This window comes from Streptomyces spirodelae, assembly GCF_017676385.1.
Classification (GTDB): Bacteria; Actinomycetota; Actinomycetes; order Streptomycetales; family Streptomycetaceae; genus Streptomyces; species Streptomyces spirodelae.
Genome location: NZ_JAFFZN010000007.1, coordinates 169,770 through 185,148 on the forward strand (window position 1 = coordinate 169,770; position 15,379 = coordinate 185,148).

General features: G+C 72.2%; 14 protein-coding genes. 8 read left to right on the plus strand and 6 right to left on the minus strand.

What is annotated here, in order from left to right:
* The first annotated feature begins 4 nt into the window (after positions 1-4).
* The 3 genes from JW592_RS10555 to JW592_RS10565 all read left to right on the plus strand — a co-directional run bounded on the left by JW592_RS10555 (position 5) and on the right by JW592_RS10565 (position 5,888).
* A complete protein-coding gene (locus JW592_RS10555) occupies positions 5-1,051 on the plus strand; it encodes a methionine synthase (RefSeq protein ID WP_307805367.1) in 1,047 nt (348 codons plus the stop codon).
* Between the two features lie 14 nt (positions 1,052-1,065).
* Entirely contained in the window at positions 1,066-3,303 is a 2,238-nt protein-coding gene (gene ligA / locus JW592_RS10560; protein ID WP_209264700.1) for an NAD-dependent DNA ligase LigA, read from the plus strand.
* 293 nt (positions 3,304-3,596) lie between these two features.
* Positions 3,597-5,888 (plus strand): putative bifunctional diguanylate cyclase/phosphodiesterase, encoded by a 2,292-nt coding sequence (locus tag JW592_RS10565; protein ID WP_209264701.1) that lies wholly within the window; start codon positions 3,597-3,599, stop codon positions 5,886-5,888.
* 112 nt (positions 5,889-6,000) lie between these two features.
* Here the strand turns inward: JW592_RS10565 and JW592_RS10570 are convergent, their stop codons facing one another.
* Genes JW592_RS10570 through JW592_RS10590 form a run of 5 tightly spaced genes read right to left on the minus strand, consistent with a single transcriptional unit; the run spans position 6,001 to position 9,924 of the window.
* Complete coding sequence (locus JW592_RS10570; protein ID WP_372446481.1) at positions 6,001-7,086, minus strand: serine hydrolase domain-containing protein; 1,086 nt, start codon at positions 7,084-7,086, stop codon at positions 6,001-6,003.
* On the minus strand, positions 7,083-8,030 hold the full coding sequence (locus tag JW592_RS10575; RefSeq protein ID WP_209264702.1) for a DUF6895 family protein: 948 nt from the start codon (positions 8,028-8,030) through the stop codon (positions 7,083-7,085). Before JW592_RS10575 ends, JW592_RS10570 begins: the two co-directional genes overlap by 4 nt.
* A complete protein-coding gene (locus tag JW592_RS10580; RefSeq protein ID WP_209264703.1) occupies positions 8,027-9,028 on the minus strand; it encodes a DUF6895 family protein in 1,002 nt (333 codons plus the stop codon). The genes JW592_RS10575 and JW592_RS10580 overlap by 4 nt, the downstream gene beginning before the upstream one ends.
* Entirely contained in the window at positions 9,025-9,699 is a 675-nt protein-coding gene (locus JW592_RS10585) for a hypothetical protein (RefSeq protein WP_209264704.1), read from the minus strand. The genes JW592_RS10580 and JW592_RS10585 overlap by 4 nt, the downstream gene beginning before the upstream one ends.
* Before the next feature lie 39 nt (positions 9,700-9,738).
* Positions 9,739-9,924 carry a hypothetical protein gene (locus JW592_RS10590; protein WP_209264705.1) on the minus strand — a complete coding sequence of 62 codons (186 nt, stop codon included), beginning with the start codon at positions 9,922-9,924 and terminating at the stop codon, positions 9,739-9,741.
* Between the two features lie 202 nt (positions 9,925-10,126).
* On the opposite strand from JW592_RS10590, the gene gatC reads away from it, so the two are divergent.
* From gatC to gatB, 4 genes are read left to right on the plus strand one after another with little or no spacing between them, the layout of a single operon-like run.
* Positions 10,127-10,426: an Asp-tRNA(Asn)/Glu-tRNA(Gln) amidotransferase subunit GatC gene (gene gatC, locus JW592_RS10595; RefSeq protein ID WP_209264706.1), complete on the plus strand. Its 300-nt coding sequence runs from the start codon at positions 10,127-10,129 to the stop codon at positions 10,424-10,426.
* A gap of 5 nt (positions 10,427-10,431) precedes the next feature.
* Positions 10,432-11,928, plus strand: coding sequence for an Asp-tRNA(Asn)/Glu-tRNA(Gln) amidotransferase subunit GatA (gene gatA / locus JW592_RS10600; RefSeq protein WP_209264707.1), 1,497 nt, complete (start codon positions 10,432-10,434; stop codon positions 11,926-11,928).
* A complete protein-coding gene (locus JW592_RS10605) occupies positions 11,925-12,170 on the plus strand; it encodes a hypothetical protein (protein ID WP_209264708.1) in 246 nt (81 codons plus the stop codon). The genes gatA and JW592_RS10605 overlap by 4 nt, the downstream gene beginning before the upstream one ends.
* A gap of 31 nt (positions 12,171-12,201) precedes the next feature.
* Positions 12,202-13,710 carry an Asp-tRNA(Asn)/Glu-tRNA(Gln) amidotransferase subunit GatB gene (gene gatB, locus JW592_RS10610; protein WP_209264709.1) on the plus strand — a complete coding sequence of 503 codons (1,509 nt, stop codon included), beginning with the start codon at positions 12,202-12,204 and terminating at the stop codon, positions 13,708-13,710.
* Positions 13,711-13,881: 171 nt separating this feature from the next.
* Here gatB and JW592_RS10615 read toward each other — a convergent pair whose 3' ends face one another.
* Positions 13,882-14,847, minus strand: a complete 966-nt coding sequence (locus JW592_RS10615) for an MBL fold metallo-hydrolase (protein ID WP_209264710.1) — start codon at positions 14,845-14,847, stop codon at positions 13,882-13,884.
* 93 nt (positions 14,848-14,940) lie between these two features.
* On the opposite strand from JW592_RS10615, the gene JW592_RS10620 reads away from it, so the two are divergent.
* Positions 14,941-15,375, plus strand: a complete 435-nt coding sequence (locus JW592_RS10620) for a DoxX family protein (protein ID WP_209264711.1) — start codon at positions 14,941-14,943, stop codon at positions 15,373-15,375.
* Positions 15,376-15,379: the final 4 nt, after the last annotated feature.

Genomic DNA, 15,379 nt, shown 5'->3' on the forward strand with positions numbered 1-15,379 from the left:
CCCGGTGAGCAACGAGAACCCGCCACCCGCCTGGGGCCCGGCGGCGGCCAGCGGTATCGGCTCCATGCCCGGCACCAACGCGCGCGAGGCCGCCAGGACCGTCACCGGATCGCTGGAGGAACCGCAACACCTGACGTACCTCCCCGAGCTCCCGGCGCGGGGCCCCGGCGCCGACATGCTGGGCCGCACGGCAGGGCTGCTGGCCGAGCTGTACGTCCATCTGGAGCCCAGCGGGTGGCGGATCAGCGACCGGCCGGGCCGGGACACCAGACGGGCCCGCGCCTGGCTGGGGGAAGACCTCGACGCGCTGGAGGAGTTCACCCAGGGGTACGGCCAGGGCGAACGCCCGCGCGGCGTCAAGGTGTCGGCCGTCGGCCCCTGGTCGCTCGCCGCGGGCCTGGAGCGGCGCAACGGCGAGGCCATGCTGGGCGACCACGGCGCCGTCCGCGATCTGGCGGCCTCGCTCACCGAGGGGCTGGCCGCACACCTGGCTCAGGTGCGCCGCAGGGTGCCGGGCGCTGCCCTCGTGCTGCAGCTGGACGAGCCGTCGCTGACGGCCGTGCTGCGCGGCAGCCTGCCGACGGCCAGCGGCTACCGCACCCATCCGGCCGTGGACCGCGCGGTGGTCGAATCCACTCTCCGCGAGGTGCTCGCCGTCCACGACGGGCCGGCCGTTGTGCACTCGTGCGCTCCCGGCGTGCCCCTCGGGCTGCTGCGCCGGGCCGGTGCGGACGGTGTCTCCCTGGATCTCTCGCTGCTCACCGAGCGTGACGACGAGGCGGTCGGTGAACTGGTCGAGGGCGGCGGGGTGCTCTTCGCCGGTGTCGTACCCGGCGCCGAGCCGGCCGGCGGGGCATTGTCAGACCCTGCCGGTAGCGTCGGGGGTGTCAGGTCGTTGTGGCGCAGGCTCGGGCTGTCTCCGGGGCTGCTGAGCGAGTCCGTGGTGGTCACCCCCACGTGCGGGCTCGCGGGAGCCTCACCCGCGTACGCGCGTGCGGCGCTCGCCCACTGCGCCCGGGCGGCACGAGCACTCGCTGACAACCCTCAGTGACGGGAGGACCAACGGTGGCCGGCGAAAAGGACGGAGCGGTCCCCGCCGAACCGCGGCAGGACGCAGGTGTCCCCGCGCAACAGCGGGAGGAGCACCAGCGCCTCGCGGAGCAGATCGAGGAGCACCGCTTCCGGTATTACGTCAAGGACGCTCCGGTCGTCAGCGACGCCGAGTTCGACCGGCTGCTGCGCGAGCTGGAGGCGCTGGAGGAGAAGCACCCCTCCCTGCGCACCCCCGACTCCCCGACGCAGAAGGTCGCCGGGCGCTACGAGACCGAGTTCACGGAGGTGGCGCACCGGGAGCGGATGCTCTCGCTGGACAACGCGTTCGACGACGGCGAGCTGGGCGAGTGGGCGGACCGGGTGGCGCGCGAGCTGGAAGGGGTGGACTACCACTTCCTGTGCGAGCTGAAGGTCGACGGCCTCGCTGTGAACCTCACCTACGAACACGGGCGGCTGACCCGCGCGGCGACCCGCGGTGACGGCCGTACCGGCGAGGACATCACGCCCAACATCCGCACCATCTCCGATGTCCCCGAGCGGCTGACCGGCGCGAACCTGCCCGAGCTGGTCGAGGTGCGCGGCGAGGTGTTCTTCCCGATGGAACGCTTCCAGGAGCTGAACGCCCGGCTGGTCGAGGCGGGCGAGAAACCGTTCGCCAACCCGCGCAACGCGGCGGCGGGCTCGCTGCGTCAGAAGGACCCGCGGGTGACCGCCACCCGCCCGCTGCACATGGTGGTGCACGGCGTCGGAGCCCTCCAGGGCTTCGCCAAGGAGGACTTCGAACGCCTCTCAAGCGTCTACCACCTGCTGCGCGAATGGGGCCTGCCGACCTCCGCGCACGCCAAGGTCGTGGACGGACTGGGAGGCGTACGCGAATTCATCTCCTACTACGGCGAACACCGGCATTCGGTGGAGCACGAGATCGACGGCGTCGTCGTCAAGCTGGACGAGATCCGTCTCCAGGGCCGGCTCGGCGCCACTTCCCGGGCGCCCCGCTGGGCCATCGCCTGGAAGTACGCGCCGGAGGAGGTCAACACCAAGCTGGTCGACATCCGCGTCGGCGTGGGCCGCACAGGGCGGGTGACGCCGTACGCGGTGGTGGAGCCGATCACGGTGGCCGGCTCCGAGGTCGAGTTCGCCACCCTGCACAACCAGGACGTCGTCAAGGCCAAAGGCGTGCTCATCGGGGACACGGTCGTACTGCGCAAGGCGGGCGACGTCATCCCCGAGATCCTGGGCCCCGTCGCCGATCTGCGGGACGGCAGCGAGCGGGAGTTCGTGATGCCGGCCGAGTGCCCCGAGTGCGGATCGCCGCTGCAGCCCATGAAGGAGGGCGATGTCGACCTGCGCTGCCCCAACGCCCGCTCCTGCCCGGCCCAGTTGCGCGAGCGGCTGTTCTACCTGGCGGGCCGCAAGGCGCTGGACATCGAGCACTTCGGCTATGTCGTCGCCAGCGCGCTGACCCAGCCGCTGGAGCCCGCCGAGCCGCCGCTGCGCGACGAGGGCGGGCTGTTCGACCTGACCGTCGAGGACCTGCTGCCCATCGTGGCGTATGTCGTCGACCCGGACAGCGGGCTGCCCAAGCGCGACCCCAGGACCGGCGAGGAGAAGACCGTCACCCTCTTCGCCAACCAGAAGGGCGAGCCCCGCAAGAACACCCTGGCGATGCTGGAGAACATCAAGGCCGCCAAGGAGCGTCCGCTCGCCCGGATCATCACCGGGCTGTCCATCCGGCACGTCGGGCCGGTCGCCGCCGAGGCGCTGGCCCGCGAATTCCGCTCCCTGGACCGGATCGCCGCCGCCGAGGAGGAGGAGCTGGCCGCCACCGAGGGCGTGGGGCCGACCATCGCCGCCTCGCTCAAGGCGTGGTTCGCCGAGGACTGGCACCGCGAGATCGTCGAGCGGTGGTCAGCCGCCGGAGTCCGGATGGAGGAGGAGGCCACCGGCGAGGAGGGGCCGCGCCCGCTGGAGGGGCTGACCACGGTGGTCACCGGCACCCTCGCCTCCTACACCCGGGACGGTGCCAAGGCCGCGCTCCAGGAGCGGGGCGCCAAGGTCACCGGATCGGTGTCGAAGAAGACCGACTTCGTCATCGTGGGGGAGAACCCTGGCTCGAAATACGACAAGGCGGTACAGGCGAAGGTGCCGATTCTGGACGACGACGGATTCGCCGTGCTGTTGGCCGAGGGGCCACAAGCCGCCCGCGAGGCGGCGCTGGTCACTGGGGAAGAGGAGGAAGCGGACGCCTGACGGCGGAGCGTGCCACCAGGGGTGAGTCCGGGGCGCTCCCAACGCCCCTATCGCACACCGCCGTTCACGCACAGGCCACATCCAGCCACCCGCGCCCCGCCCCTCACGGGCACGGCCCCGGGCCGCTCAGCACCAGCAGCCGTACGACGCGGCGGAGTTGGGCACGATCGGCGTAGACGCATTCAGGGCAACAGCGGCCGATCGCTGCCCCTCTCCCCAGGCAGCGGCCTACTGTTGACATAGACGCCTGTCGTGGCGAGGGGCAGGCGTGGACGGCTGCGAGAGGGACCAGGATGCTGGATTTCTCCGGGGGATCCAGGCCCCCGTTCTCCCGCCTGCCCTCGGACGGCACCCGGGGCAGGGCGGGACGAGACGCCGGGGCGGGCAGGTCCGGGGGCAGGACGGCGAGCGGCAGGACGGGGGCGCGCGACGACGCGGCCACCGGCGGACGACCGGACGGCGGAGGTTCTCCGTCGGACGGCACGTCAGGCGGCATGTCGGGCGGCATGTCGGGCGGCGGCGAGGAAGCGTGGCTCGCGCGGCTGGTCGCGCTGCGCCCGCCGCTGCTGCCCGTGCTGGCCGTGGCCGCCGCTGCGCTGGCGCTGGCCGCCGGTACGGCGCGGGTGCTGTGGCGGGGCCACGCACTCTTCCCCGACGGCGCGGCCGGCTGGTCGTTCGCGCTGCTGACCGGCTGTGTGGTGGCGCATCTGGTCACCATGAGCCGGGACCGCTGGTGGGGCGGTACGGGCTCGGGGCCCGCGCTGACGCTGGCGATCCTGCTGCTGCACGGCTGGGTGCCCGCGCTGCTGGTCAGCCTCGCCGTCGTCGTCCTGGTCGGTGCGGCGCGCCGGACCAGGTGGCGACAGGCCCTTGTGCACGGGGCCGTCGACATCCTGGGCATCGGCGCCGCCGGCTTCGTCCTCACGCTGTGCGGCGTGCACCCCTCGGTGGAGCAACCCTGGCGGCCCGACACCTGGTCGGCGGCGGCAGCCGCCCTGATCCCGCTGGTCGCCGGCGTCTATCTGCTGGTGACCCGGGCGCTGCAGTGGTTCTGCTTCGCGCCGCGCACCCGCGGGCTGCCCTCGGCGCTGCGCACCGCGCTGGTACGGCAGGGCCTGGTGGCCGTCGCGCTGCTGGGCATCGCGCCGCTCATCGTCGTCGTCGCCGTCCACAAGCCGCTGCTGCTCCCGCTGTTCGCCGTTCCGCTGATCGCGCTCGACTCCACGCTGCGCATCGCCCGCGCCCGTGCCGAGGAACAGCTCCGCGACCCGCTGACCGGGCTGCCCAACCGGCTGTGGCTACTGGAGCGCGCCTGGGCAGCGCTGGACGAGGCCGAACGCACCTCGGCGCGCTCCGCGCTCGTCCTCATCGACCTCGACCGCTTCCGCTCCGTCAACGACACGCTCGGCCACCTGGCCGGCGACCGGCTGCTGTTGCAGATCGCCGAACGGCTGCGCGCCGCGCTGCCCCGCGGCGCCGAGGCCGCCCGGCTCGGCGGGGACGAGTTCGCCGTGCTGCTGCCCGTCGCCGACTCCACCACCAGCGCCCAGCGCATCGCCCGCAGCCTCGTCTCGGCGCTCAGCTCCCCCCTCGACCTGGACGGGCTGACGCTGGTGCTGGAGGCCAGCGCCGGGGTCGCCGTCTACCCGGAACACGCCACCGAGGCCGAGGGGCTGCTGCGCCGCGCCGATGTGGCGATGTACGAGGCCAAGCGCGACCGCACCGCCGTCGAGGTCTACGAGGCCACCCGGGACGGCAACACCCCCGACCGGCTCGGCCTGCTGGCCGACCTGCGCCGGGCCCTGGACGCGGGCGAGGTCGAGCTGCACTACCAGCCCAAGGTCGGCTTCGACGGCACCGTCTCCGGTCTCGAGGCGCTCGTGCGCTGGGCACACCCCGAGCGCGGCCGGGTCCCTCCGGACGAGTTCATCGCCATCGCCGAGACGTCCGGGCTGATGCCGAGGCTGACGGAGTACGTGCTGGAGACGGCGCTCGCACAGGTGGCGCGGTGGCGCGCGGGTGGGCTGACGGTGCCGGTCGCCGTCAACGTCTCACCGCGTGACGTCCACTCGCCGGGCTTCGCCGGCGCCGTCGCGGCACGGCTCGCCCGGCACGGGGTACCACCTGGCGCGCTCCAGCTGGAGATCACCGAGCATGTGCTGCTGGAGGACCCGCAGCAGGCGGCCGACACCCTGGCCGGACTGACCGGACACGGCGTCAAGATGTCGCTGGACGACTTCGGTACGGGCTACTCCTCGCTGGTCCACCTGCGGCGGCTGCCGGTGAGCGAGCTGAAGATCGACCGGTCGTTCGTGGCGCGGCTGGCGGTGGACACCGAGGACGCGGAGATCGTGCGCTGCACCGTCGATCTGGCGCACTCGCTGGGGCTGCTGGTGGTCGCCGAGGGCGTCGAGGACGACGAGACCTGGGAGCGGCTGCGGGATCTGGGGTGCGACGCGGTGCAGGGGTGGTTGGTGGCCGCCGCGATGCCCCCTGGGGAGACCACCGCGTGGTTGCGGGCCCGCGATGTGCCGGCCTCCCATTCGGTGCCGTCTCCTTCCGGGCCGCCCGCGCGCACGCCGTAAGGGAGGTGCCCCCAGGGCGCAGGGTGGACAGGGGCGGTGAGAGTGCCCGTGCGCACTGTGCTGAAGGTGCCCCCAGGGCGCAGGGTGGACAGGCGCAGCCCCCGTTGCGGGGTCAGCTCTCCTGGCCCGCTAGTTGGTACAGCAGCTCATAGGCGAGGGGCACCAGGTGGCAGGGGCGGCCCCGGCGGGTGGCGAAGGCGGCCAGGCCGATGCCGGACGCGGGGTGGTAGCCGCAGAACGCCTGCTGGCCGAAGGTCGCACCGGCGTGGAAGAGCATCGGTCCGCCGGGTGCGGGGTGCTGGAACCAGGTGAGGGTGTGGGTCTCGCCGCGCGGCCCGCCCCGGTGGAGCTGCGGCGTCTGCACTTCCTCCAGCGGGCCGCTCAACGGGCTGCCCGCGGGGTCCAGATGGGCCTCCAGAAAGCTGAGCATGTCCTGCGGGGTGGCCCGGACGGCGCCGGCGGCGGCGAATGCGCCCATGTCGGTGGCGGGGACGGGGGTGCGGCCGTCCCTGCGGTATCCGACCGCGTCCGCGCCCGCCGGGCCGGGCCCCAGCGTGGTGCCGGTCAGCCCGAGGGGCCGCAGCACCCGGGTGCCCAGCACGGCCGGGAACGTTTCCCCAGCCGCCCGGGCCAGTGCGGGACCCAGCAGCGAGACGCCGAAGTTGGAGTAGATCCAGCGGCGGCCCGCACGGTGCCGGGGCCGGATGTCGGCGAACGTTCGCAGCAGCCGGTCGGTGTCGTAGCGGGCGTAGCCGCTGTCGTAGGGGCGCAGCAGCGCTCCCGGGAGCAGGCGGTGCGGAATGCGCGGCAGTCCTGAGGTGTGGGTGGCCAGATGGCGCAGCGTGATGTCGTGTGAGGCGCGGTGCGGCAGCCGCAGCGTGGGCGGCAGATGGGCGGCCAGCCGGTCGTCCTGCCCCAGCAGCCCCTCGGCGGCGAGGGTGGCGAGCAGCAGCACGGTGTAGGTCTTGGAGATCGAGCCGAGTTCGTAGCGCAGCGCCTCCCTGGGGGTCGCGGACTCGGGGCCACGTCCGGCGGTCACCACGGTGCGCCGCCCTCGCCGGGTGACGGCGAGTACCACGTCCGGGGCCTCGATCCGCGCCGCCTCCAGGGTGAGCCGGTCCCGCAGCGAGGCCCCGGCGCCGTCCGGCGTCGCGGGTTCCGCAGCCAGGCGCTCCGCCGCCGTGTGCTCCGTCGTCACGCGCCCGCCCCCGTGCCGTCGGCCGAGAGGGAGCGGGAGGTGGCCATGGCGGACGCGAACGCGGCGACCAGCGTGGGGTGGTGCACGATGTCGAAGACGTCGGACGGGTCGCCCTCCGGCAGCCGTCCGCACAGCGGCATCGCTCCCGTCGCGGACTGCGCCGCCGCGTACCGCTCCCACAGCTGCCCGTCCAGCGTGGGGTGCGGCAGGCAGGCGTCGACGATCAGGAGCTCGCCCAGCAGGTCCCAGTGTTCGAGCTCGGCCCAGTCGGCCGCCCAGGCGGGCAGATACAGCTCGATGTAGTCGGCGAGCGGCTCCGGGAGGCGGCCTGGGTTCTCGCCCCAGTTGGTGAGGTGGAAGACGGTGTGGGTGATGTCGTAGGCGATGTGCAGATGCACCGTCCACGGCTCGGGACGCTGTCCGAGCCAGGTGGCCGCGGCCGCCTCCGCGAAGTCGCCGCTGGGCGTCAGCCCCATCCTGCGCTCGGCGTTGAGTACGCCGAGCCGGCGGTTGGGCTGCATCTCCAGCGCCCGCCAGGTGGCCGTGGTCCGGGGCGTGGCCAAGGCGGCCTCCAGCCCTGGGTGCCGGTAGTCCAGCTCGTGGAAGACCGCGTACATCTCCAGTGCCACCGGTGAGAACGGCTCGTTGTGCTGGTGCCGGGCCAGCACGTTGCCGCCGTCCAGCAACTCGCGCCAGGCGAAGTCCAGCAGGGAGCCGGCCCGCTCCCGCTGGCGGCTGCCTGCCACGCCTTCGCGGAAGAGCATCCGCATGTTGATCGCCAGTTCGCCGATCGGCTTGAGCCTCTCCACCAGCGCGTCGCCCCGTGCCAGGTCCCTCTCGGTGAGCCGGAAGTGGTCACGGTTGGCGTCGAGCCAGGTCAGCGCGCGGTCTCCGACGCTGTGCAGCAGTGCGGGGGGTGCGGGAGCGGGAGCGGTCACGGTCATCCGGTGGCCTCGCTGTCCGGTGTGGGGGCGGGCGTGGGTGCCGGGGCGGGGGTCGTCCGGGCCAGGGTGGCGGCGAAGGCGAGTACGAGGGTGGAGTGGTAGCAGGCACGGAAGACCTCGGCGGTGCCGGTTCCGGGCACGGGAGGTGCGCCCCGCTCGGTGAGGGCACCGTCAGGCGTTCTGGCGTCCGCCAGCCGCCGCCAGGCCACCGGGTCGAACGGCGCGCCGGGCACACACGCCGCCACCGCCAGCAGCTCGCCCACCAGGTCCCAGGACTCCTCCTCCAGCCAGCCGGCGACCCACGCGGGCAGCCACAGCCGCAGATACTCCGCGGCCGAGGGGGCCAGCCGGGTCCGCTCCCGGCCCCAGTCGGTGACGTGGAAGACGTCGTGCGTGAGCCCGTAGGCCGTTCTGCAGTCGAGGAACCAGGGCTCCGACAGCCGGCCCAGCCCTGTGTGGGCCAGTACGGCCCCGAATTCGGCGTGCGGCCGCAGCCCGATCCGGGCCTCGGCGTTGAGCATGGAGAGGGTGCGGGTGTGGTCGTCCTGCGCCACCTGCCAGCCCCGCAGGGCCGTCGTCGTGCGGATCAGCTTCTCCGCCGCGGCGTTGCGCAGCCCGGCCCGTGCGAAGACGCCGTACAGCTCCACCGGGTAGCCGGCCTGCGGCTCTCCTCTGACCAGTTCGGCGAGCAGGTCGCCCTCGCGGGTCTCCTGCCAGGTGTACGCGAACAGCCGTTCCGCCCGGGCGCGCAGCGCGGGCAGCGGGTGGCAGGAGGCGATCATCCCCGTCAGCTCGGCGAGCTCGCCGAGCGGTTTGAGGGTCAGATTGGGGTCGGCGGTCGTGGTGGCTTCGGGCGGCAGCCGGAAGGAGTCCAGGTGACGTTCGGTCCACTGCAGGCTCTCGTCCACGAGCACGTCGAGGAGCTCGTTGCCCCCTGCGCCCGGCTCTTCCCCCGGTTCGCGGTGCGGTGCCGGGGCCGCCTGGCGGGTGGTGGTCATCGGCCCCGTCCGAAGAAGCGCTGTGCTGCGGTGACATGGAGGGCCACTCTGGGGTCGTCGCTCATCTGCCGTACGAAGCGCAGCCCGTTGTCCAGGCCGAGGCTGGCCGGTGTCCGCGGCAGCCGGGCCAGCCAGCGGCCCAGTCCGGCCGACTGCAGCCAGTCGCGGCGGCGTACCGCGCGGACGAAGCCGCGGGCCAGGTCCTCGGTGCGGTCGGTCAGCCGGTCGGTGAGATCGAGGGCGAGTCCGGGCAGCGCGAGTGCCGCCAGCTGGGAAGCGCGGTGGGACAGCCGGGGCCATGGGTCGGAGGCGAGCCAGTCGTCCCCGGGCTCGGGCGGGGCCGGCCAGTCCGTCGTATGGCCGGGCAGCAACGCGCGGGAGGCTTCGACCAGCCCGTGGTAGCTCCACACCGAGACCGCCGCGGTGTCGCCGCTGGGCGGGAACGCGGTCAGCGCCTCGCGCACCATCGCCGCGTCCGCGCTGCCGGCACCGTCGGCTCCGGGGTGGCCGTCCAGCGCGTACGGGGCGAGCGCGTCGGCGCCCAGTACCCGGACGGCGGCGGGGGCGAGCGCGTCCTCCTGCCGCAGCGCCCTGGAGAGGGCGTAAGGATCGCCCTCGCCGCTGAGGGCAAGGGCGATCTCGGATGCGGCATCAGCGATGACCGCGCTCAAGGCGGCTGCTCCCTGTGCCTGTTCCGTCAAGACGGCCCCCTACTTGGTGTCCGTCTTGGGACGGGGGGTGGGGGGAGCGGCGAGCAGCAGACCGAGCAGCAGGACGGCGCCCGCGCACTCGCGGCTGTCACGGAAGGTGCCGTCCGGCTCGGGGGCGTTCATGAGGCCCTCGACCTCAGCGGCCAGTGCGGTGGTCTCGGCCGGAGCCGTGCGATCCATAGGCATACCATCACTCCTTTTCCTCTAGGGACCTCTCTATCGTGACCCTCACCCCATATGTCCGCAATTCGGGCGAAACGCCCACTGTACGGGCTCATGGGTGGGCAGCAGCCCGGGCGGGGGCGAGCGGGAAAGCCGTTCCCGGGCAGTCGGGGGCGACCCATAGGATTGGGGCGGACCATCCGACACTCACCCAGAGGACCGCTGCATGCCTGGCATCTCGCGCGAGGAGGTCGCCCACCTCGCGAAGCTGGCGCGCCTGGAGCTGAAAGGCGAAGAGCTCGACCACTTCGCCGGACAGCTCGACGACATCATCGGCGCGGTAGCCGCCGTCTCCGAGGTCGCCGACGACGCTTCCGTACCGCCGACCTCCCACCCGCTCCCGCTCACCAATGTCATGCGACCGGACGAGGTCCGTGCGTCGTTGACCCCGCAGCAGGCGCTCTCCGGCGCCCCGGCGCAGGAGCAGCAGCGTTTCAAGGTGCCGCAGATCCTGGGGGAGGAGTGACGGCGATGGCCGGGGAACTGATCAAGCTGACTGCCGCCGAGCTGGCGGCGAAGATCGCGAGCGGTGAGGTCACCGCCGTCGAGGCCACCGAGGCCCACCTGGCCCGGATCGGGGCCGTGGACGAGAAGATCAACGCCTTCCTCCATGTGGACCGCGAGGGCGCACTCGCCCAGGCCCGCGAGGTCGACGCCAAGCGCGAGCGCGGCGAGAAGCTGGGCCCGCTGGCAGGTGTGCCGCTGGCGCTGAAGGACCTGTTCACCACCGAGGGCGTGCCCACCACCGCGGGGTCCAAGATCCTGGAGGGCTGGATTCCGCCGTACGACGCGACGGTCACCAAGCGCCTCAAGGACGCCGACGTCGTGATCCTCGGCAAGACCAACATGGACGAGTTCGCCATGGGGTCCTCCACCGAGAACAGCGCGTACGGGCCGACGGCCAACCCCTGGGACCTCACCCGTATCCCGGGCGGCTCCGGCGGCGGTTCAGCGGCCTCGCTCGCCGCGCACATGGCACCGCTGGCCATCGGCACGGACACCGGCGGCTCGATCCGCCAGCCGGCGGCCGTCACCGGCACGGTGGGTGTGAAGCCGACCTACGGCGGCGTCTCCCGCTACGGCATGATCGCCTTCTCCTCCTCCCTGGACCAGGGCGGGCCGTGCGCCCGTACGGTGCTGGACGCGGCGCTGCTGCACAGCGTCATCGCCGGCTACGACGAGAAGGACTCGACCTCCATCGCGCAGCCGGTCCCGGACATCGTCGAGGCGGCCCGCAACGGCTCCGCGCAGGGCATGCGCGTCGGTGTCGTCAAGGAGTTCCGCGGCGAGGGCTACCAGGCCGGGGTGATGCAGCGGTTCGACGAGTCGGTGGAGCTGCTGCGCGAGCTGGGCGCCGAGATCGTTGAGCTGTCCTGCCCCTCGTTCACCAAAGCGCTGGCCGCCTACTACCTGATCGCCCCCTCCGAGTGCTCCTCCAACCTGGCCCGGTTCGACGCCATGCGCTACGGGCTGCGCACCGGGGACGACGGCACCCACTCGGCCGAGGAGGTCACGGCGCTCACCCGCGAGGAGGGCTTCGGGCCCGAGGTCAAGCGCCGCATCATGCTGGGCACCTACGCGCTCAGCTCGGGCTACTACGACGCCTACTACGGCTCTGCGCAGAAGGTCCGCACGCTGATCACCCGGGACTTCGAGAAGGCGTTCGAACAGGTGGATGTCGTCGTCTCGCCGACCACGCCCACCACCGCGTTCCCCATCGGGGAGCGTGTCGACGACCCGATGGCGATGTACCTCGCCGACCTGTGCACCATCCCGTCCAACCTGGCGGGCAACTCCGCCATGTCCATTCCGTGCGGGCTCGCGCCCGAGGACGGGCTCCCGGTGGGGCTGCAGATCATCGCTCCCGCCATGGCCGAAGACAGGCTCTACCGTGTCGGTGCGGCCGTGGAGGCCGCCTTCCAGGCACGTTGGGGTCACCCGCTGCTAGAGGAGGCACCGTCGCTGTGAGTTCGAAGCTGCAGAAGGCCAAGGGGTTCAAGAAGTCCAGGGCCGGGCTCTACTTCTCGATCGCCGGTTCGCTCATCAGCGTCCCCGGCACCGTCAAGCGTGCCAAGGAGGCCAGGAAGGAAGGGGACACGCTCCAGCTGATCGATGTGGCGGTCTCCGCCGCCGGCATCCTCACAGGCGTGGTCCTGCTCGTGCGCGAGCTGCGGCGCCTGGACGGCGACGACATCCTCGCCGACGACTGACCGGCCGCAGGGGTAGAAAGGTAAGTTTTCCGTGACCGTCACCGAACTGGTGTCGTACGACGAGGCGCTGGCCTCCTACGACCCCGTGATGGGCCTTGAGGTCCACGTCGAGCTCGGCACCAGGACCAAGATGTTCTGCGGCTGCTCGACCGAGCTGGGCGCCGAGCCCAACAGCCAGGTCTGCCCGACCTGCCTGGGCCTTCCCGGCGCGCTGCCCGTCGTCAACAAGGTGGGCGTGGAGTCCGCCATCCGTATCGGCCTCGCGCTGAACTGCCAGATCGCCGACTGGTGCCGCTTCGCCCGGAAGAACTACTTCTATCCGGACATGCCGAAGAACTTCCAGACCTCCCAGTACGACGAACCGATCGCCTTCGACGGCTATCTGGACGTCCAGCTGGAGGACGGCGAGGTCTTCCGCGTGGAGATCGAGCGCGCCCACATGGAGGAGGACACCGGCAAGTCCACCCACGTGGGCGGGGCGACCGGCCGTATCCACGGTGCCTCGCACTCGCTGCTGGACTACAACCGCGCCGGCATCCCGCTCATCGAGATCGTCACCAAGCCCATCGTGGGCGCCGGCGAGCGGGCCCCCGAGGTCGCCAAGGCGTACGTCGCCGAACTGCGCGAGCTCATCAAGGCGCTCGGCGTCTCCGAGGCCCGGATGGAGATGGGCCAGATGCGCTGCGACGTCAACCTCTCGCTGCGCCCCAAGGGCACCGAGAAGTTCGGCACCCGCAGCGAGACCAAGAACGTCAACTCGCTGCGTAGCGTCGAGCGTGCGGCGCGGTTCGAGATCCAGCGGCACGCCGCCGTGCTCTCGTCCGGCGGCACGATCATCCAGGAGACCCGGCACTTCCACGAGGACGACGGCTCCACCACCTCGGGCCGGGCCAAGGAGGAGGCGGAGGACTACCGCTACTTCCCCGAGCCCGACCTGGTGCCCGTCGCCCCCTCCCGCGAGTGGGTCGAGGAACTGCGCGGCACGCTCCCTGAGCTGCCCCGACTGCGGCGCAAGCGGCTCCAGGAGGAGTGGGGCATCTCCGACCACGAGATGCAGTCGGTGCTCAACGCGGGCGCCGTCGACCCGATCGTCGCCACCGTGGACGCGGGCGCCCCGGCCGACCAGGCCCGCAAGTGGTGGATGGGCGAACTGGCCCGGCGCGCCAACGAGGACGACCTCGAGCTGGCCGCGCTGCCCATCACCCCCGAGCAGATCGCCCGGATCTGCGCGCTGGTCGCCGAGGGTTCGCTCAACGACAAGCTCGCCCGGCAGACCATCGAGGGCGTGCTGGCCGGAGAGGGCGGCCCGGACGAGGTCGTCGAGAAGCGCGGCCTGAAGATCGTCTCCGATGAGGGCGCCCTGGGCACCGCCGTGGACGAGGCCATCGCCGGCAACCCGGACATCGCCGAGAAGGTGCGCGGCGGCAAGGTCCAGGCGGCCGGAGCGCTGGTCGGCGCCGTCATGAAGGCCACCAGGGGCCAGGCGGACGCGGCCCGCGCCCGCCAGATGATCCTGGAGAAGCTGGGCGTGGAGGGCTGACGCCGCTCTTGTGACGCTGCCTTTGTGAGACGGCCGCCGAGGGGCGGGGCACCAGGGACGGGTGTCCCGCCCCTCGGCGTGCGGAACCACGGTGCTTTGTTCCCGTACGGAGGTGGCCTGTCCCTCCGCGCCGGTGGTCCGGTTTCGTCACCGGTCCGGCCGGTTACGAAATCAACCGTTCGCGGCGAACGCCACCATCGCGGGCAGCACGGCGGCTATCGGCTCAGGATCCGCACCGTCCAGATGGCGGTACTCGGTCCCGATGGTCACCACCAGTCGCTCGGGCAGCCCCAGCTCGGGCCAGCGGCCCTCCCCGACCACCGCGTGGGCGGCCTCGACGGCGGACATCCCGCGCGCGTGCAGGGCGTGCGCCCGCTCTCGCACATGTCCGAGGTAGTCGATGTGCGAGCGCAGCCCCGCCCGGTCGAGCACCGGCCCATGCCCCGGAACGATGGTCTCGGCCCCGCTCTCCAGCACCGCCTCGCACGCCCCGATGACGTTCGCCAGCGGCCCAGCCCAGTGCACCGCGTGGTCGCCGGGCTCCTCGGGTGTCGAGGCGAAGACGACGTCCCCGGTGAACACGGTGCCGTGATTCGGCAGATGAACGACCAGATCCCCGGTGGTGTGCGCGGACGGCAGACTGGTCAGCACGACGGGGTGACCTCCGACGGTCAGTTCCAACTCCCCCTCGAACACGGTCGTCGGCGCGACGATCCGGGTCCGGGACCAGTCGAAGTGTCCGAAGTGCGTGGCGAGATACCTGCCGACCGGCGACTCGGCACCCGCCCCCTCGATCATCTCCCGCAGCTGCTGCGGACTCGGCTCGATCTCGATGTGGTGCCGCGCCTCCCGGGTGGCGATGACCTCGGCGCCGGGCACGACATCGGCACCCCACAGGTGATCACCATTGGCGTGCGTGACGACGATCCGCGCTATCCCACCGCCGCCCAGCACTTCCCGGGACGCCGCGAGGAAAGCCTCGGCCAGCGGCCGGTCGTACGGCGTATCGATCCACAGCCCCTCTCCGTCGTCCCCCACCAGCAACCCGCAGTTGGCCAGCCCCCAGCCCCGCCGCGGCGGCTTCCAGAGGTGGAGACCGTCACCGAGCGCGCGCAGGGAGGAAGGAGAGAGAGCCATACGTCCGATTATCCAGCCGCACCGATGAGTTCCGGCACCGAGCCCGGTCTGTCCTTGCAAGAGCCGTACCGCACCCCCTTGAAGGAGACCGCGATGTCCGAGACCTACGCAGCCGCGCCCGCCGCCACCGTTTCAGCGGGCGCCCGCAGCCGGCGCGGCGAGATCACGGTGAGGGTTCTCACCGTCCTGCTCGCCCTGTTCCTCGGCCTGGCCAGTGGCCTGCCCAAGTTGTTCCGGGCCGAAGCCGCCACCGAGGCGTTCGACAAGATCGGCTGGGGCGACTGGTTCATGTACGCCGTCGGCTCGCTGGAGGTCCTGGGCGCCGTCGCTCTGCTGATCCCGATCCTCTCCGGGGCCGCCGCGCTGGCCTTCATCGGACTGATGGCCGGCGCCACCGTATTCAACCTGACGGTGCTCGACGCGCCCGAGGCAGTGATCACCACCACCCTGCTGGCCGCCGTCCTCGCCTACATCGCCCGCTCCCGCCGCGCCCACACGGCCCACCTTCTCCGCCGCCTGCGCCGGTGACTCC